This window comes from Bacteroides reticulotermitis JCM 10512, assembly GCF_000517545.1.
Lineage (GTDB): Bacteria > Bacteroidota > Bacteroidia > Bacteroidales > Bacteroidaceae > Bacteroides > Bacteroides reticulotermitis.
The window spans coordinates 21,557-41,632 of sequence record NZ_BAIV01000006.1; the positions used below are offsets into that span (position 1 = coordinate 21,557).

The following is a 20,076-nucleotide window of genomic DNA, read 5'->3' on the forward strand; positions in this document are numbered from 1 at the left end:
TGACAGCTATTCTACGACTTGTAGGAGCTGCCAACAATCACCGTTTAACGTTATTTATTTAGCTTGTTCAAGCTGCAAAGTCTTCGTTGGCTGGTCACAAACTTCTGTCGGTCCGAAGTATTGGATCGGGCCCGGATATACATAGTCTGTTTCAATAGCCCAACGATCACGCTGTGCAACTAGTGCTTTGAAAGGAGCACCTTCCAGTTTCACTAATGCTTTCTGAATAACCGGTTTCAGTTCACCGTGACGGCGTTCCATATTCATCATCATCGTAATAGGTACACCACCTGCGATCCACTCAGCAGCGGGAGCAGTCGTATTGCGTACAGAAGACATATAACCTGTCTTGCCGTTAGCAATCAGCATAGAAGCTGTGTAGCCCAATGAGTAGCAATAGTCTGCATCGAAGTTAGATGGAGCAGCGCAACGTCCTTCGTAACCAAAGAAGTGATGTTGTGCGGCAAACTTACCAACAAACTTACCTTCTTTCTTCCAGATGGCTAGTTTGGTAGCTACCATTTCAGACAACAGCTTTTCAGTATCAATCAGAGATACCTGAACGTTTCCATGCGGGTCACGATCCAATGTCAACTGACGAGCAACACTTTCCGGTAGACTGGCGTAAATAGCCGAGTTTTCAGGAGACAGTTTGCTAACGATATAATCACGTTGATGCGAACGTTTGATGTGAGAGAACTCTTCAGCATTAGCTGCCAGGAAGTCATTCAGCTCAGCGATCAGGCGTTTCATGGCCGGAATAAACTCGACCAATCCTTCCGGAATCAATACAGTACCGAAGTTATGTCCGCGAGCAGCGCGATCGGCTACAATCTGAGCGATGTAAGTTACTACATCATCCAAAGACATATCCTTAGCTTCTACTTCTTCCGACACGATACAGATGTTAGGCTGAACCTGCAACGCACATTCCAATGCAATGTGAGAAGCCGAACGTCCCATCAGTTTGATGAAGTGCCAGTATTTACGAGCAGAGTTACAGTCACGTTGAATATTACCGATAACTTCTGAGTAGGTTTTACAAGCCGTATCAAAACCGAAAGAGGTTTCAATCATTTCGTTCTTCAAGTCACCATCAATTGTTTTCGGACAACCGATAACTTGTATGCCATACTTCTTAGAAGCATAATATTCAGCCAATACACAAGCATTTGTGTTGGAGTCATCACCACCAATGATTACCAGTGCTTTGATGCCCAGTTGCTGGATGATTTCACGTCCTTTCTCAAATTGGCTCTCTTCCTCCAGCTTCGTACGGCCGGAACCGATTATATCGAATCCACCTGTGTTGCGGTATTCGTTGATAATGTCAGCAGTTAGTTCCATATAGTTATGGTCAACCAATCCACCGGGTCCCAAGATAAAGCCATACAGTTTACTATCCGCATTCAGTTTCTTGATACCGTCAAACAAACCGGAGATCACATTATGTCCACCAGGAGCCTGTCCGCCGGAAAGGATAACGCCTACATTGATAGCCGGAAGCGTAACAGCTTCGCCGCTTTCAAATGTAATAATCGGCATCCCATACGTGTTAGGAAATAAAGCTTGAATGGCTTTTTGATCAGCCACCGATTGAGTAGCTGCGCCTTCTACAACTTTTACATCTCCGGCAACCAATGCTTTCGGAAGTTTGGGCTGATAAGCAGCCCTCGCGATTTGCAATGCACTTTTAGTCATTTTCTTTCTAATTATTTATTTAAAGGTGTTAGTTAGTTTCATTTTAAACTTTAAAAGCGTTGCAAATTTCGCATTTTTTCGTGAATAAAGAAAGAGAACCCTGAATTATTTCTCTCTGAGAGATAGTTGAGCCGAAGTTTCGACTCCCATCACATATATTATAATACTGTATATCAGCCATTAGCTTATCAGGCATTTCGCGATTCAATTCAATCGGAGTATCCAAGTATCCGCTTTCTGCACCTAGGTTGTGCAGGTTAGTAATTATCCCGTTTATGTATTGTAGTTAAGCCATTTCCGTGTAATTTCCGACCGATTACGCCAACTTACCCCCAAGGCCGCAAATTCCTTTTATTTTGTTAAAGTTAACGATCGAGCAATGTGTCTCTGTATAGCAGCCAGATCGTCCGGCTACCACAACACATCGTATATCAGTCTACAAACAAAGTTCACTTTACAGCCTTCAGCCCTTCAGCCACCTACGTAACTAATTAAAATACAGAAAAATAACCCTGAAAGCAAGCGCTAAAAAGAAGTAATATTGCTTTCAGTCCTTTCAGCTTATAGCCTACTCCCGACAAATAACCAAACTCTCACAGAAAGTTCTTTAATAGGTAGGAGTTACAAAGCAGCCGACCTAGGTCAGCCGTATAGCCAACAAAGGTCGCTATTCGGCAACCCGGGTTGGCTATGGAATTTGCCGATATGTGAACCAAAGAAATAGCCGATATTTAGCGTACTCACCCTCAAGTTTCAAACGGCATGCCTCACTACAACTGACAAGGCTGAAAGCGAGAGCAGCCATCGCTTTCAGCCAAAACAAGCTAACAGACAACAACTTACACCCTAAACTGAAAGCTGAAAGAAGAAATATAAAACTTTTTTTTCAGCCTTATTTACCCGAAATTCGCAGGTTGTTTACTCCATGCATATTCTTTGCAGAAGCTCGATGCTTGTAAATACAAGCAACCGGAGTGATAAAGCTCCGAGATATAAAAAAACAGCTAATGTCATACTTCTTTAACAAGTCCACGACCCATGCCGACACCGATAGTCGATGCGAAAAGAATTGAAACCTTGTTAGTAGCGAATTATAGAAAGAGAAAAAGCAGAAAATAAAGCTAAATCTAAACAAAATTGCTACATTTGCACAAACTCGTGTAACAGGAAGTCGTTAAAACAACTGTTCAGCATCTTGTCTGACTCGAACTGTTTTTTTAAAGGGTTGATGCGTAAGACCTCGCCAACCTATATTTAAGTCATAATCATCAACTCTAAACCGGATTTCAATGAAACAGCCCCATTTCTCAATTCTCTTATTACTATCCTTTCTGACATTTTCTGTTTCCCTATTTTCACAAGGGCAACGTAAAAAAGTGGGGGTAGTTCTCAGCGGTGGTGGTGCGAAGGGAGTAGCTCATATCAAAGCTCTAAAAGTTATTGAAGAGGCGGGCATTCCGATTGATTATATTGCGGGCACAAGTATGGGTTCAATTGTCGGAGGCTTGTATGCCATCGGTTACACCACCGAACAATTGGATAGCATGGTGCGAAAACAAGATTGGACATTCCTGTTGAGCGATCGAATCAAGCGCAGCGCCATGTCGCTTCCCGATCGGGAACGTTCGGAAAAGTACGTTCTTTCGCTACCCTTTACCAAGAATCCCAAAGATGCGGTAGCCGGAGGTATTATGAAGGGGCAAAACCTAGCCAACCTGTTCTCGGATCTTACCGTAGGCTATCACGACTCGATCTGCTTCGACAAGCTACCCATCCCTTTTGCTTGCGTAGCGGCCAATGTTGTTAATGGAGATCAGATCATTTTTCGCAATGGCGTACTATCCACGGCGATGCGAGCCAGCATGGCTATTCCCGGCGTTTTTACACCGATACGAAAAGACAGCATGGTGTTGGTAGACGGAGGAATTGTAAACAACTACCCGGCTGATGTAGTCAAAGCAATGGGAGCCGATATTATTATCGGGGTCGATGTGCAAAACACGCTGCGAAAAGCCGACAAGCTAAGCAGCGCACCGGATATTCTGGGGCAAATTATAGATCTCACTTGCCAAGCGAACCATGAGCGAAATGTGAAGCTTACCGACACCTATATTCGGGTAAATGTAGACGGATTCTCATCAGCCAGTTTCAGCCCTTCCGCCATCGATTCACTAATGAGGCGAGGTGAAGAGGCCGCACGCGGACAGTGGAACTCGTTGCTCGCCCTAAAAAAGGAAATAGGAATCAGTGACAATTATGTACCTAAAGTCCACGGTCCATACACATCGTTGTCGGACTCACGCGCGATATACATAACCGAGATCTCATTCTCCGGTGTGGAAGAAGACGATAAGAAATGGCTTATGAAGAAATGTAACTTGAAGGAGCATAGCGATAATACGACGCTACAAATCGAACAAGCCCTCTTTCAGCTACGCGGAAGCCAGTCGTATTCCAGTGCCAGTTATACCCTGACGCAAACTCCGGAAGGATATCAGCTCGCCTTTTTATTAGAAGAGAAATATGAAAAGAGAATTAATTTGGGAATACGATTCGATTCGGAAGAGATAGCCTCGCTATTAGTGAACGCCACAGCAGAACTGAAAACGCATATCCCGTCACGTCTTTCATTCACTGGTCGGCTGGGTAAGCGATATTCTGCCCGCGTAGACTATACCCTCGAACCGGTACGTCAACGTAACTTTAACTTCTCGTATATGTTTCAGTATAACGATATCAACATCTATGAGGAAGGGAATCGGGCTTATAACACAACCTATAAATATCATCTAGGGGAGTTTGGCTTCTCGGATGTATGGTATAAGAATTTGCGTTTTGGGCTTGGGTTCCGTTTCGAATATTATAAATACCAAGATTTTCTATTCAAGAAACCTGAGGTAGCGGACTTGCAGGTAGAATCGGAGCATTTCTTAAGCTATTTCGCCCAAGTGCATTATAATACGTTCGACAAAGGACATTTCCCATCCAAAGGCAGTGACTTCAAAGCAGCCTACTCATTGTATACAGATAACCTGGCGCAATACAACGATCATGCTCCGTTCTCTGCCTTAAGCGCATCATGGTCAAGCGTCATACCGGTAACCCGGCGTTTCTCAATTATCCCTTCCATTTATGGACGCGTCTTGATAGGCAAAGATATGGCTTACCCACTTATGAATACGATTGGCGGCGAGACATACGGTCTATATATCCCACAGCAACTACCATTTGCCGGAATTACCAATATCGAGCAGGTGGACAATTCCATAACGGTTGCGTCTCTAAAGTTTCGGCAACGTATGGGGAGCATTCACTACCTGACACTGACCGGTAACTACGGATTGACCGACAGTCATTTCTTCAAATTGCTGAAGGGTAGAAATATCTATGGCATAAGTGCCGGCTATGGAATGGACAGCATGTTCGGTCCGTTGGAAATCTCTCTGGGATATTCCAATCAGACCGATAAAGTAAGCTGCTACGTCAATCTTGGCTATTACTTTTAGTAAAATGGAAGAAGTCTATATCGACAGATCCCCCCAATGATTTGGTGGCATAGTTGTAGATAGCGAACTTACTCCCCATAAAGAGCCGGGTATAGTCGAAACGCATCTTGACATCCGTACCCAGCTTTTTCCAGTTTGCGTTGTCCAGGCTATAATAAAAGCTTGCGGTATCTTTATGGGACGTAAAGTCGGCCACAATGCGTAAATAGACAACCTCCTTATTTAACGCAACTTCCGCTTTTTCTTCCACATCTATGCCTTCTATCTTCTTTCCAGGCCCTTCGGAAAAGTTAACCACATTGGTAGACATTACCAAGCGTTTCTTCTTGCCTTCCTTTATCACAGAGAGTAATCCGGAATGCCCATTGAAGGCACTAAATCCTGCCACATCGCCATCCTTCATTTTCGAAACATCCATTGAGATAGTAGCCTCACATTTGGGTCCTTCCATGCGTTGCGTGATCGTGTTCGGAGCCAGATACAAGTTGTCGGCCAAACGACTCGTCTTCAGACGCAGAAAACCGGGGCGTTCTGTCAGTGTCCATCGATCATCTATCGGATTGTGATTCCACTGCCAATAGAGCGAAAGCTTCTCATTATCGAATTCGTCACTTCCCAATATGCCTTTCACATTTTCAGAAGGATATGTCATCTTTTGCATCGTTAACGGTACATGTCCGTTTTCATCACCCAGCATAGGCCAACCGTCTATCCAGCGACAAGGCATTAAAGTCGGTACACGGCCTATCGCACCACGATCTTGAAAGATAAGACCATACCAATCTCCTTCTTCCGAATCTATAATAGCACCCTGTCCCACTCCTCCGTAACCATCAAAGTCGTTTTCTAAGATTACCTTTTTCTCGTAAGGCCCGTAATATGATCCGCCCGATAACAAACTTCACGCCGTAACCGTCCGGGAATACTCCAGTCCATCGAGATCATTAGCAGATAGTATTTCCCATCATGCTTTACCACTTGGCTGCCTTCCAGCAAACCTTGTTCATCTGCATCCCGCTCAAAGATTTTCATGTTTACGCCATCCGGCTTCACATCGGACAAATCGCTTTTCAACTCGCGCAATTCTCCCGTACCATAAAACATATAAACCCGTCCGTCATCATCAAAGAATAAAGAGCCATCATGAAAATGAGGTGGGCGGGATACTAGTTCCCACTTCCCCGCAGGATCTGTAGCTGTATAAATAAACCCCTTCCGAGGATCATCATTGGGCGAGAACCACACATAGAACCGCCCGTTATGGTAGCGGATGGAGGAAGCCCACTGCCCCTTCCCGTAGACTGTTCCATCAATCAGATCATATCGGGAGTGATCGGTCAGCTTATCAAAGACATATCCAATCGTTTCCCAATGTACCAAGTCTTTCGAATGCATAACAGGTGCTCCGGGCATCAAATGCATGGTTGTACTTACCATATAATAATCGCTACCCACGCGAGTAACCGACATATCGGGTACATCGGCATAAATAACCGGATTTCTAAAAACTTCCTGACGTTTGCCGTCTTGCTGTGCAACTAGCTGAGCACAGGCTACCGCCATCAAAGAGAAAACCAACACTACTTTTTTCAAATGATCCATGTTTATACTTCCTATTTTTAATTAGACATATCATCCGGTATGACGATGCTGTAAGAGTCGACCGAAATAAAGTTCGACGTTTCAAGTCTGCCATCGAGCACAAAGTTAACGCAAATCGTTAGCTCTATCGTTAATAAACAGGTCAGATTCTTCTACGCACGTTACATCGGCGCGATAGCGTGTTACAGAATAGTATTCTCCCGTTACATCGAATGCGTAATAGGCTACGATACAATAATATAAGCGTTTTGTTTGCATACGCGACAAGTTTCGGATTTATCAATTTTCCAATCATTTATTGGTTAGAATCAAAGAAAGTATCTATCTTTACCCCCAGATATTTCTATTATTCACTACAAAATGTAAATATTATGGCAAGTAGAAGAAATCTTAAAAAGAACGTTAACTATATTACAGGAGAATTATTCGCCGAGTGTTTGGTAAACAGTGCGTATGTACCTGGTACCGATAAAGAGAAAGCCGACAAGTTGATGTGCGATATTCTGAAATTCCAGAATGAGTTTGTTAGCCGAATCAGCCATACGGAGCCGGGCAATGTGAAAGGTTTTTATAAGAAATTCCGTTCAGACTTCAACGCTAAAGTAAACGAGATTATTGACGCGATCGCGAAATTGAACTAATAAATAGGATGAAGAAAGCAATTTACAGCTTTATCTATTACCGCCTTTTAGGCTGGAAGACAAATGTTACGGTACCCAATTACGATAAATGTATAGTCTGTGCTGCCCCACATACAACGAACCTCGACCTATTCATCGGTAAATTGTTTTACGGAGCAATAGGCGGAAAGACAAGTTTCATGATGAAAAAAGACTGGTTCTTTTTTCCCCTCGGAATCTTCTTCAAAGCAGTAGGAGGTATTCCGGTAGACCGTAGCAAAAAAACTTCTTTGGTGGACCAAATGGCAAAACGTTTTGCCGAATCTACCAAGTTCCATTTAGCTATTACTCCGGAAGGAACGCGTAAAGCAAACCCCAACTGGAAGAAAGGCTTCTATTTTATCGCACAAAAAGCACAGGTACCTATCGTGCTTGTCGGCATTGACTATTCTACAAAGACCATATCAGCTACTAAAGCGATCATGCCGTCGGGAGATATAAAAGAAGATATGAGAGAGATAAAGCTCTACTACAAGGACTTTAAAGGGAAACATCCTGAGAATTTTGCCCTTGGCGAACTTTAACCAACTGATATTTATTTCCTATGGATTCGATACGAATATCCATTATACAAACCGATATTGTTTGGGAAAATAAACAAGAAAATCTCCGTTTACTCCGCGGAAAGCTACAAAGCTTATGCGGAACAACGGAGATTGTTGTTTTACCCGAAATGTTTTCTACCGGTTTCAGCATGCAAAGCGAACAACTAGCCGAGCCTGTTTCCGGGACCACCATCGGCTCACTCAGAGAATGGGCAACTGAATTTCAACTAGCCATCGCTGGAAGCTATATCGCAACCGACAACGGACATAATTACAACCGCGCATTCTTCCTCCCCCCCGAGGGCGATGCGTATTACTATGACAAACGTCACCTATTCCGCATGGGGCAAGAGCCCGACCACTTCTCAGCAGGTAATCAACGACTGATTTTATCTTATAAAGGATGGAATATCTGCCTGTTGGTATGCTACGACCTACGCTTCCCCGTATGGAGCCGCAATGTAGATCGGGAATATGACCTATTAGTATATGTAGCCAACTGGCCAACTTCACGCCGCCGGGTTTGGGACACTTTGCTACAAGCTCGTGCCCTTGAGAACCAATGTTATGTGTGCGGAGTGAATCGGGTCGGTACGGATGGCTATCGTTTAAATTACAATGGAGGAAGCTGTGTAATTTCACCCTACGGGGAAACAATTCTCGCAACTTCCGACGATCAAGAGGCTACAGTTACCACTACGTTGAGCCTTTCCACACTTAACACCTTTCGGGATAAATTTCCGGTCTGGAGAGATGCAGACAGATTTCAATTGTTACAATAGTTGTAAAACAATTGTTAAAAAAGGGCGAAACCACCAACAATACCCACAAATTGGTAGTTAACTATATAAGCTTCTTTTGTATCTTTGTAGTCAAGAAGAAACAGTCGTAGGGACTTTTTAGTCCTACATAACTTAATTTACATTTTTATGAAAACAAATCTTAGTTCTCAAATCACTCTCAACAGGGTCTCCCCCAGATACTACAGACCTGAGAATGCATTTGAAAAATCAGTCCTGACCAGACTTGAGAAAATGCCAACAGATATTTATGAATCTGTAGAAGAAGGTGCCAACGGTATTGCCCGTGAAATAGCACAAACGATCCGCGAAAAACAAAAAGCCGGACGTTTCTGTGTACTCGCACTTCCCGGAGGCAACTCTCCCCGCCATGTATTCAATGAATTAATACGCATGCACAAAGAGGATGGACTCAGCTTCCGCAATGTGATCGTATTCAATATGTACGAATACTACCATTAGCGCCTGATGCAGTCAACAGTAACTTCAATGCTTTGAAAGAGATGTTCTTAAACCACATCGATGTTGACAAACAGAACATATTCACACCGGATGGAACCATTGCCAAAGATGACATCTTTGAATATTGCCGTTTGTATGAACAACGTATCGAAAGTTTCGGTGGCATTGACATTGCTCTTTTAGGTATCGGACGCGTAGGTAATATCGCATTCAACGAACCGGGTTCACGCATAAACTCCACCACCCGATTGATCTTGCTTGATAATGCCTCGCGCAATGAAGTATCGAAAGCTTTCGGTTCTATGGAAAATACACCGGTCAGCTCGATTACCATGGGGATCTCAACCATACTCGGATCGAAAAAGGTATTTCTGCTAGCTTGGGGAGAAGAGAAAGCGGCTATGATAAAGGAGTGCGTAGAAGGTTCTATCTCTGATACCATCCCTGCATCTTACCTGCAGACTCACAACAATGCGCATGTAGCGATTGACCTATCGGCTGCCGCTAACCTAACTCGTATTCAACGTCCTTGGTTGGTAACGTCCTGCGAATGGAACGACAAACTGATACGTAGCGCTATTGTATGGTTATGCCAACTGACTGGTAAACCGATACTGAAGCTTACCAATAAAGACTATAACGAAAACGGATTGAGTGAATTGCTTGCTCTCTTCGGTTCCGCATACAATGTGAATATTAAGATATTCAACGACCTACAACACACGATTACCGGATGGCCGGGCGGCAAACCGAATGCCGACGACACGTATCGTCCGGAACGTGCGAAACCTTATCCGAAACGGATTATTATTTTCTCTCCGCATCCCGACGATGATGTTATTTCAATGGGTGGAACCCTACGTCGCCTGGTGGAACAGAAACACGAGGTACATGTAGCTTACCAAACTTCCGGCAACATTGCCGTGGGTGACGAAGAAGTGACTCGCTTCCTACATTTCATCAATGGATTCAACCAAATATTCAACAACAGTGAAGCTTTGGTTATCAATGATAAATATGCGGAAATACGGAAGTTCCTGCAAGAGAAAAAAGACGGCGATATGGATACCAAAGACATTCTGACCATCAAAGGCCTGATTCGTCGTGGAGAAGCTCGTATCGCTTGTACTTATAATAATATCCCGCTAAAGAACTGCCACTTCCTCGACCTGCCTTTCTACGAAACAGGCAAGATTCAGAAGAACCCCATCAGTGAAGCCGATGTGGAGATTGTACGCAATTTGCTGCGGGAAGTAAAGCCTCATCAAATATTTGTAGCCGGCGACTTGGCCGATCCGCATGGTACACACCGCGTTTGTACGGATGCTGTATTCGCGGCTATCGATCTGGAGAAAGAGGAAGGAGCCAAATGGCTGAAAGACTGTCGCATCTGGATGTATCGAGGTGCGTGGGCTGAATGGGAAATTGAAAACATCGAAATGGCAGTTCCCATTAGTCCGGAAGAACTTCGTGCGAAACGTAACTCCATTCTGAAACATCAATCTCAAATGGAAAGTGCACCATTCTTAGGAAATGACGAACGTCTATTCTGGCAACGAAGTGAAGATCGCAACCGGGCTAGTGCCAATCTTTATGATCAATTGGGACTCGCGTCGTATGAAGCCATGGAGGCCTTCGTTGAGTATATTCCGCTATAAGCTATAAAATGATATAAAATCATAAGAAGAAGAGGGGGAAGTTCGATACTTCTCTCTCTTTTTTTGTTTACTTTTGCAGTACTCAATATATAATATAAAAACCGCATGAAAAAGATTGTTACTCTCTTTCTGTTCTTCCTAGCCATAAGCCATTCCTTTTACGCACAGGACATTGAAAGAAATATTAAAGAACGATTGACTGACTATTTCAGCAACTATAAGCCTACTGCGAAAATCAATGCTCCCAAACTTAAAGATATAAACGTAGATTACGACCGGCGGGTTATCACGATCAACGCAACAGAGAGTTTCGCTTATCAACCTTTCTTGCCGGAAACCGTCGATGCCGTTTACGACCAAATCAAAGCGCTATTACCAGGCCCTGTCAATTTCTTCAACCTAACTATTTGCGCTAACGGAAAGCCTATAGAAGACCTGATTCCGAACATCTACCGCAAAAAGAAAAAGGATAAAGAGCGACTTTCACTGCATATAGACTACAAAGGTAATCCCTGGGTGAAAAACGTGTCACGGGGAAATGAAATATCACGCGGACTTCAAAACCGTCACATTGCTCTTTGGCAGAGCCACGGCAATTACTTCAAAAACGATCAGAATGAATGGGGATGGCAACGCCCCCGGTTGTTCTGCACAACCGAAGATCAGTTTACGCAATCTTTCATTCTGCCTTATGTCATTCCGATGCTCGAAAATGCCGGTGCATACGTATACACGCCGCGCGAACGAGATACTCAGAAAAATGAGATTATAGTCGACAACGACACACCGAACGCTTCCATCTATCTGGAGGAAACAAGTAAGAAAGCCCGTTGGGAAACTGCATCGGCCAGAGGTTTTGCGCAAACCAAACGGATCTACACCGATGGTGAAAGTCCGTTTCAAACCGGAACCTGCCGATTTATCTCCACAGAGAAAAAGAAGAAAAAAAATAAAGATCAAGCTTTTGCCAGCTGGATTCCCACACTTCCGGCTACCGGAGAGTATGCCGTATATGTTACCTATCAGACTCTACCCAACAGCGTAAGTGACGCCACTTATCTTGTGTTTCACAAAGGCGGGGTAACCGAATTCAAGGTTAACCAGCAAATGGGCAACGGCACATGGTATATCTCGGTACTTTCGAGTTCGATAAGGGGAATAATGACTACGGCATGGTGGTTCTTAACAATGAGAGCAACGAAAACGGCGTGGTTTGTGCCGATGCCGTACGTTTCGGAGGTGGTATGGGTAATATTGCGCGTAAGGGCAAAACCAGCGGACTTCCCCGTTATCTGGAGGGTGCCCGTTACGCTGCCCAGTGGAACGGTATGCCTTATGACATATATGCCGGACGCAAGGGAGAGAACGATTATGTGGACGACATAAATACCCGTTCGAATGTAATCAATTACTTATCCGGAGGTTCCGTCTATAATCCGGGACAGGCTGGATTAGGTGTGCCATTGGAAGCAACCCTGGCTCTGCACAGTGATGCGGGGTTCAGCCGCACAGACGAAATTATCGGTTCGCTAGGTATCTATACGACCGATTTTAATAACGGTAAACTCAACACTGGAATTGATCGCTACGCTTCGCGTGACCTGGCCGATATTCTACTTACCCAGATTCAAAAAGATATTCTGGCAGCTTATAACACGCCTTGGACACGGCGGAGTATGTGGGACAAAAACTACAGCGAAACGCGCCTACCGGCTACGCCTTCGACTATCATCGAACTTCTGTCCCACCAAAACTTTGCCGATATGCAATTGGGACATGATCCTAACTTCAAATTTACCGTAGGACGCGCTATCTATAAAGGTATGCTCCAGTTCCTGAGTACCCAACATGACAAAGAGTATGCTGTACAGCCGCTACCGGTAAGTAACTTTGCTATCCGGTTCGGAAATAAGAAGAACACGTTGGATTTATCGTGGAAAGGAGAAGATGATCCGTTGGAACCAACAGCTCGTCCACGTGAATACATGGTGTATACGCGTGTTGGGTATGGTGGTTTCGACAATGGAACCCTTGTGAGTAAACCGTATCATACGGTCAAGATAGAGCCCGGGTTGGTCTACTCGTTCAAAGTTACTGCCGTTAACCGAGGGGGCGAAAGTTTTCCTTCTGAGATACTGGCATCTTATAAGGCTAAGCATGAACGTGCACGCGTGCTAATTGTCAATGGATTCGATCGGATCAGCGGTCCGGCCGTAATCAATACAAGCACTCAAGCCGGCTTCGATCTGAATCAGGACCCCGGAGTTCCCGATCATTATAACATTTCTTTCTCTGGTGCACAGATTGGTTTCGACCGTTCGCAAGGAGGGAAAGAAGGTAAAGGAAGTTTAGGTGATAGCGGCAAAGAGCTAGAGGGCATGAAAATAGCCGGAAACTCGTTCGATTATCCCTTCATTCACGGCAAAGCCATACAGGCAGCCGCTCGCTATAGCTTTGTCTCTTGCAGCGATGAAGCGGTAGAAAACGGAATCGTAAATCTGGAGTACTATCCGATCGTGGACTATATACTGGGACTTGAGAAAGAAGACGCTGCGGCTCATGCTTACTACAAAACATTCTCCTCACCCATGCAACGAATCATCACCAGTTATTGTCAGTCGGGAGGTAATCTCTTGGTCAGCGGTGCGTATGTGGGTAGCGACATGAGTAATACACAAGGTAACCGCGAATTTACGGAAATGATCTTGAAGTATGGTTACCAAGGTAGCCTAACCGATAAAACGTCCGGACGAATCAGTGGTTTGGGACGCAATGTTACTATTCCACGTTTACCGAACGAGCAAGCGTATGCCGTTACGGCCCCTGACTGTATTGTACCGCTCGCTCCCGCTTTCCCCGTATTTACCTATCTACCCGGAAACCAATCGGCAGGTATAGCATACAAAGGTGATTACCGTACATTCGTACTAGGTTTCCCTTTCGAAAGTATCGAATCGGAAGCGGACCGCGCCCAGATAATGGCCTCCATTTTGGGATTCTTTACGCAGAAATAAAAAAGATTTTCAAAAGCCCGGTCATTTTTTCCGGGCTTTTACATTCGTATTTCATTTTAAATTCTATCTTTGCTCCTAGTTATAACCTTTAAAACTAAAGCATATGTATACTATACAAGCAAACTCCAGCGGTACCCGCTGTATAGAAGTTTCTGATGAAAATCTGAGAACAATTGAAAAGTATGCCCTATTTCGCCACCTGATCGATAGCAATGGGATTGTAGACGAAAATGTAGTAGAAAAGTTAAGATTCAACATCCGATCGCTTATAGCCAGTCAGGAAGAAGACAGTAAGGGCTTACTCGACCTCTGCATCGATGTGATTTACCACAACAATATGAAAGCTTTCGGTCTGCAACAGCTCATTAAGCTTTATCTAACATGGTTTGCCGCACAGGAAGCGGAAGAAGAGGAGGATGCATGATTACGATTGACACTTGCGGAACGACGGCTTATAACCCCCTCATACCGGCTATGAAAGCTATCTGTGGTGCCGCTCCCGGCGAGAAAGTGGAGATTATAATGAATAATGCGGAGGCGTTCAGTGACCTAAAAGAATACCTATCGGAACAGGGAACAGGATTCCGTGAAATCTACGATGGTGAGCGGATGACTCTGCAATTCACCCTCAATGGGAAGAAATAGAAAAATATCCCAATAATCAAAAACGAACATCTCAATGATTAAAAAATCATTGGGATGTTTTTTTATTATCCGTATCTTTGCGCCATGAAAGAATATCGACTGACCGACTGGCTGCCTACCACCAAAAAAGAAATGGAATTACGCGGATGGAATGATTTGGATGTCATTCTCTTTAGCGGTGATGCTTATGTAGACCACCCCTCTTTTGGGGCGGCTGTCATCGGACGTATTCTCGAAGCTGAAGGACTCAAAGTAGCAATTATCCCGCAACCCAACTGGCGCGACGACTTACGCGATTTCAAGAAAATGGGACGTCCTCGCCTATTCTTTGGTATCTCTGCCGGGTGCATGGACTCTATGGTCAACAAATATACCGCTAATAAACGTCTGCGCAGCGAGGATGCTTATACACCGGACGGACGTCCGGATATGCGTCCGGAGTATCCATCGATAGTTTATAGCCAGATTTTAAAGCAACTATATCCGGATGTCCCAGTTGTATTGGGTGGTATCGAAGCCAGCATGCGTCGATTGAGCCATTACGACTATTGGCAGGATAAAGTACAAAAAAGTATTCTGTGCGACAGCGGTGCCGACTTGTTGATTTACGGAATGGGAGAAAAGCCCATCATCGAACTCGCACAAAAGACAATCAGCCTCCTACCGGATGAAGGCGGTGCGCTGAGCATCAAGGATTTCAGAGAAGTTACGCAAACGATTCCCCAGATAGCCTATTTGGCACATGCCAAAGATTGGGAATCGGTAGCCGATGACATTCAGCTTTATACGCATGAAGAGTGTCTGCACGACAAGAAAAAACAAGCAGCCAACTTCCGGCATATTGAAGAGGAATCTAATAAATACGCTGCTTCGCGCATCACACAAGTAGTAGAAAGTCGCGTGGTGGTTGTCAATCCTCCCTATCCTCCGATGAGTGAAAAAGATCTTGACCGTTCGTTCGACCTTCCATATACCCGGCTACCTCACCCTAAATACAAGGGTAAGCGGATTCCGGCCTACGATATGATTAAGTTTTCCATCAACATTCACCGCGGATGTTTCGGAGGTTGTGCGTTTTGCACCATTTCGGCTCACCAAGGGAAGTTTATCGTCAGCCGTAGTCAGGAGTCGATCTTGAAAGAGGTCAAAGCTGTCTCCCAGTTACCCGATTTTAAGGGTTATTTGAGTGATTTGGGAGGCCCGTCCGCCAATATGTACCGGATGAAAGGCATAGACGAATCGATATGCCAAAAGTGTAAACGCCCCTCATGCATTCATCCCAAAGTATGCCCTAACCTAAACTACAACCATCGCCCCTTACTGGATATTTACCGGGCGGTAGATGCTCTACCGGGTATCAAGAAGTCGTTCATCGGTAGTGGTGTGCGTTACGACCTATTGCTGCATCAAAGCAAAGACGCAGCAACGAACCAGAGTACGGCCGAATATACGCGCGAGTTAATTATCAACCATGTAAGTGGACGTTTGAAGGTGGCTCCCGAACATACCAGCGACCGGGTATTGGCAGTTATGCGGAAGCCGCCTTTCGATCAGTTCGAGACTTTCAAAAGAGTTTTCGACCGCATCAACCGGGAAGAGAACCTTCGACAACAACTCATTCCATACTTTATATCTTCACATCCCGGGTGCCAGGAGGAAGATATGGCGGAGTTGGCAGTCCTCACCAAACGGTTAGACTTCCATTTGGAACAGGTTCAAGACTTTACCCCTACTCCGATGACCGTAGCTACCGAGGCTTGGTATACCGGATTTCATCCATATACACTGGAGCCGATATTTAGTGCAAAGACTCCTCGTGAGAAGTTGGCTCAACGCCAGTTCTTCTTCTGGTACAAGCCGGAGGAACGAAAAAATATCATCAATGATTTAAGACGTATCAACCGTCAGGATCTGATTGACAAACTTTACGGGAAGAAGAAATAAGAGTTCATCCAACTCTAGCGCCTAGCGACTTAAAGCTAGGCGGTAACTTAAGTGCGCAACGAATGCTTAGACTTCTTCTTTGGCAGGCAAAGCGACAATTTCTTTCAGGATGCTGACAGCTGTCTCTACATTAGTCACATCTTTCACCAACATGCTCCGTCTACCTTTCAGTTCGCGTAGGTCACATCGACGCGTGTACTTCGACATATAATCAATCATTTTCCCAAAGGCCTGACTCTGATAGTAAGGACTCTCCGGATTGGCAACAAAGAATAAAGTCATACGCCCTCCTTTCAAGAATACACGTTCAGCACCTAAACGAGCACCCAAACGACGCAACGGAACAATGCGGAGCAATTCTTCCGTTTCTCGCGGAAGTGGTCCGAAGCGGTCTTCCAAACGAATCCGGAAATCGTCAACATCTTTGTCAAGCGTCAGCCCGTCCAATTCCCGGTAGAGCAACATTCGTTCGCTACTACCAGTCACATAATTGGCGGGTAAAAGCAATTCCATATCACTTTCCACCTGACATTCGTCCACAAATTGTTCGCCGCTGATCGGTCCTTCCCCCTGAACTTCATAAGCATAAAGTTCAGCAAACTCATCATTCTTCAACTCCTGAACAGCTTCGGTAAGAATCTTCTGATAGGTTTCATAACCCAAATCAGCAATAAATCCACTCTGCTCTGCTCCTAACATATTTCCGGCTCCTCGAATATCCAAATCTTGCATGGCAATGTGAATACCACTTCCCAGGTCACTGAAGTTCTCGATAGCTTGCAGGCGTCGTTTGCCTTCCGGAGTTAATGTACTCAACGGAGGTGCTAACAGGTAACAAAACGCCTTCTTGTTACTACGCCCCACCCGACCACGCATTTGGTGGAGGTCACTTAAACCAAAGTTCTGAGCTTGGTTGATGAGAATGGTATTAGCATTCGGAATATCAATGCCACTCTCAATAATGGTAGTCGCCAACAAAACATCGTAATCATAGTTGACAAAATCGAAAATGACTTGTTCCAACTCGGACGGATCCATCTTGCCATGTCCAATGGCAATTCGACAATCGGGTATATGCCGTTGAATCATCACCTTTAATTCCAACAAGTTGGAAATCCGGTTATTCACAAAAAACACTTGTCCGTTTCGGCTCATTTCAAAACTAATAGCTTCGGCAATCACATCCTCATTAAACGTATGTAGTTCCGTTTGAATCGGATATCGGTTGGGTGGTGGAGTTGAAATAACACTCAGGTCACGAGCACCCATCAAAGAAAATTGCAACGTACGAGGAATCGGAGTAGCCGTCATTGTAAGTGTATCGACATTCACCTTCAATTGGCGGAGTTTCTCCTTCACCGATACGCCGAACTTCTGCTCTTCGTCAATAATCAGTAGCCCCAAATCTTTGAAGACTACATCTTTTCCCAGGATTCGCTGAGTACCGATTAAGATACCGACTTCTCCTTCTTTCAACCCCTTCAATGCATTTTTCGCCTGTGTACCTGTACGAGCACGACTCAAATAATCGACTTTACAAGGTAAGTTTTTCAACCGCTCGCTGAAAGTTTGAAAGTGTTGATAGGCCAATACGGTCGTCGGCACGAGTACTGCCACCTGTTTGTTGTCTGCCAAAGCTTTGAAAGCAGCACGGATAGCAACTTCGGTTTTGCCGAAACCCACATCTCCGCAAACGAGCCGATCCATCGGACGAGTGTTTTCCATATCAGCCTTTACATCAGCGGTTGCTTTGCTCTGGTCGGGGGTATCCTCATAAAGGAAAGACGCCTCCAACTCTTTCTGCAAAAAACTATCGGGACTATAAGCAAAGCCCTTCTCCTCCCGCCGCTGAGCATACAGTTTGATCAGGTCACGGGCGATATCTTTTATCTTAGTCTTGGTACGGTCTTTCAGTTTCTCCCAAGCCCCCGTTCCCAATTTATTCAACCGGGGCGGTTCTCCTTCTTTTCCCTTGTATTTGGAAACTTTGTGCAACGAGTGAATGGAGACAAACACCACATCTTCGTTTTGATAGACTAACTTTATAACTTCTTGCGTGGTGTCTCCATTGGGAATACGTATTAATCCGGCAAAACGGCCGATACCATGATCTGTGTGTACAACAAAGTCACCAGGCGTAAACTGATTCAATTCTTTCAGGGACAGGGCGACTTTACCCGACCGGGCTTTTTCGCTTTTCAGGTTATATTTATGGAAACGATCGAACAATTGATGGTCGGTAAAGATACACATACGCTGTATGTGATCGACAAACCCTTCATGCAGGGTACGTTCTACAGCAGTGAATTCTACCTGATCTCCGCGATCTTGAAAGATTGCCCGGATACGATCTGTTTGTTTCGTACTATCGCTACATATATATAAGGTATATCCTTTCTCTTGATAATCTTTGAAAGACTTGGCTACCAGATCGAAGTTCTTATGAAAGATAGGTTGTGCCGAGGTTTCAAAATTGACACTAGCATTTGGTTTTCCTGTCGGCCGGTTACCAAACTCCATCCGACGGAAGTCGAGTGCGCGCACAGTAAATTCAGTTCCATCGATCAGTTTGCCTTCTAGCGTAACGCCTCCGGCCTCTTCGGCCTCTTGCGAGAGAATAGCCTGCGGGGTCAACGACTCATCATGCACCTGCTGAATACGTTCACGTAACCAAAGGAAGTCCCGCATAGCCAACACCGTATTCGAAGGAATAAAATCAAGAAAAGAAGTGGTTACATCCCCCGTCACAGCCAAGTCGGGCACAATGGATATACTTTCCCTTTTCTCACGTGACAACTGGGTCTCAACCTCAAACGTACGAATACTATCTACTTCGTCACCAAAGAAGTCGATACGGTACGGGTATTCGGAAGCAAAAGAAAAGACATCAATGATACTTCCCCGAAAGGCGTATTGCCCCGGCTCGTATACATAATCAACATACTCAAAGCGATACTGCTGCAACATATCGGTTACAAAATCCGTATCCACCTTCTCCCCCACAGCCAACTTGAGAGTTTTACGTTCCAACCCCTCACGCGAAACGACTTTCTCGGTCAATGCGTCGGGATAGGTAATAATACACAACCCCTCTTCTCCTTTTTGCAAACGGCTCAAGACTTCCGTACGCAAGATTTCATTCGCGGCGTCTTTTTGTCCATATTTTACAGCACGACGAAATGAGGAAGGGAAGAATAGTATTTTATCTCCTCCAAGTATTTGAGTCAGATCGTGATAAAAGTAGCCCGCTTCCTCCAAGTCGCTAAGGATGAATACGAACGGACAAACATTTTGTTGCACCAATAGGGATGAAAAGAAAGAAGCCGCGGATGCTGACAGTCCGCCACAATAAAGGGTTTGAATAGAAGAATCTTTCAGCAATTGAAGCATAGCCGACACATTGGGATGCGTAGCATATCGTTGCTGTAGTTGGGTAATTGTCATATAAATAGAGTTGTGTTAACTCACAACAAATCGCACACATTTGCACAAGATTATATTTCTGGTGTGAATGTATGT

10 protein-coding genes and 3 pseudogenes are annotated in these 20,076 nt (G+C 44.7%); 9 read left to right on the top strand and 4 right to left on the bottom strand.

Going from position 1 to position 20,076, the window contains the following annotated elements:
• Positions 1–54: 54 nt before the first annotated feature.
• Positions 55–1,701, bottom strand: a complete 1,647-nt coding sequence (locus JCM10512_RS04845; protein WP_044160982.1) for a diphosphate--fructose-6-phosphate 1-phosphotransferase — start codon at positions 1,699–1,701, stop codon at positions 55–57.
• A gap of 1,289 nt (positions 1,702–2,990) precedes the next feature.
• On the opposite strand from JCM10512_RS04845, the gene JCM10512_RS04850 reads away from it, so the two are divergent.
• The gene (locus tag JCM10512_RS04850) at positions 2,991–5,207 is read left to right on the top strand and encodes a patatin-like phospholipase family protein (protein ID WP_044160986.1); all 2,217 of its coding nucleotides are present in this window, start codon (positions 2,991–2,993) and stop codon (positions 5,205–5,207) included.
• On the opposite strand, the pseudogene JCM10512_RS04855 reads toward JCM10512_RS04850, so the two are convergent.
• A pseudogene (locus tag JCM10512_RS04855) lies at positions 5,185–6,770 on the bottom strand (glycoside hydrolase family 43 protein). The gene JCM10512_RS04850 and the pseudogene JCM10512_RS04855 sit on opposite strands and share 23 nt — an antisense overlap.
• Positions 6,771–6,914: 144 nt before the next feature.
• Positions 6,915–7,067: a hypothetical protein gene (locus tag JCM10512_RS22705; RefSeq protein ID WP_158332182.1), complete on the bottom strand. Its 153-nt coding sequence runs from the start codon at positions 7,065–7,067 to the stop codon at positions 6,915–6,917.
• Positions 7,068–7,180: 113 nt separating this feature from the next.
• Here JCM10512_RS22705 and JCM10512_RS04860 point away from each other — a divergent pair, with 113 nt between their 5' ends.
• The 8 genes and pseudogenes from JCM10512_RS04860 (at position 7,181) to JCM10512_RS04895 (ending at position 16,557) form a co-directional block, all read left to right on the top strand.
• The gene (locus tag JCM10512_RS04860) at positions 7,181–7,450 is read left to right on the top strand and encodes a hypothetical protein (RefSeq protein WP_044160989.1); all 270 of its coding nucleotides are present in this window, start codon (positions 7,181–7,183) and stop codon (positions 7,448–7,450) included.
• 8 nt (positions 7,451–7,458) lie between these two features.
• Positions 7,459–8,013: a 1-acyl-sn-glycerol-3-phosphate acyltransferase gene (locus JCM10512_RS04865; RefSeq protein ID WP_044160992.1), complete on the top strand. Its 555-nt coding sequence runs from the start codon at positions 7,459–7,461 to the stop codon at positions 8,011–8,013.
• A gap of 20 nt (positions 8,014–8,033) precedes the next feature.
• Entirely contained in the window at positions 8,034–8,816 is a 783-nt protein-coding gene (locus JCM10512_RS04870) for an amidohydrolase (RefSeq protein ID WP_044160995.1), read from the top strand.
• A gap of 147 nt (positions 8,817–8,963) precedes the next feature.
• Positions 8,964–10,954: pseudogene (locus JCM10512_RS04875) on the top strand (glucosamine-6-phosphate deaminase).
• Between the two features lie 105 nt (positions 10,955–11,059).
• Positions 11,060–13,968, top strand: a pseudogene (locus tag JCM10512_RS04880) (golvesin C-terminal-like domain-containing protein).
• A gap of 103 nt (positions 13,969–14,071) precedes the next feature.
• A complete protein-coding gene (locus JCM10512_RS04885; protein WP_044160997.1) occupies positions 14,072–14,392 on the top strand; it encodes a DUF8442 family protein in 321 nt (106 codons plus the stop codon).
• A complete protein-coding gene (locus JCM10512_RS04890) occupies positions 14,389–14,613 on the top strand; it encodes a sulfurtransferase TusA family protein (RefSeq protein WP_044160999.1) in 225 nt (74 codons plus the stop codon). Before JCM10512_RS04885 ends, JCM10512_RS04890 begins: the two co-directional genes overlap by 4 nt.
• 132 nt (positions 14,614–14,745) lie before the next feature.
• Complete coding sequence (locus tag JCM10512_RS04895) at positions 14,746–16,557, top strand: YgiQ family radical SAM protein (RefSeq protein WP_500778521.1); 1,812 nt, start codon at positions 14,746–14,748, stop codon at positions 16,555–16,557.
• Positions 16,558–16,623: 66 nt separating this feature from the next.
• Here JCM10512_RS04895 and mfd read toward each other — a convergent pair whose 3' ends face one another.
• Complete coding sequence (mfd, locus tag JCM10512_RS04900; protein ID WP_044161003.1) at positions 16,624–20,001, bottom strand: transcription-repair coupling factor; 3,378 nt, start codon at positions 19,999–20,001, stop codon at positions 16,624–16,626.
• Between the last annotated feature and the right edge of the window lie 75 nt (positions 20,002–20,076).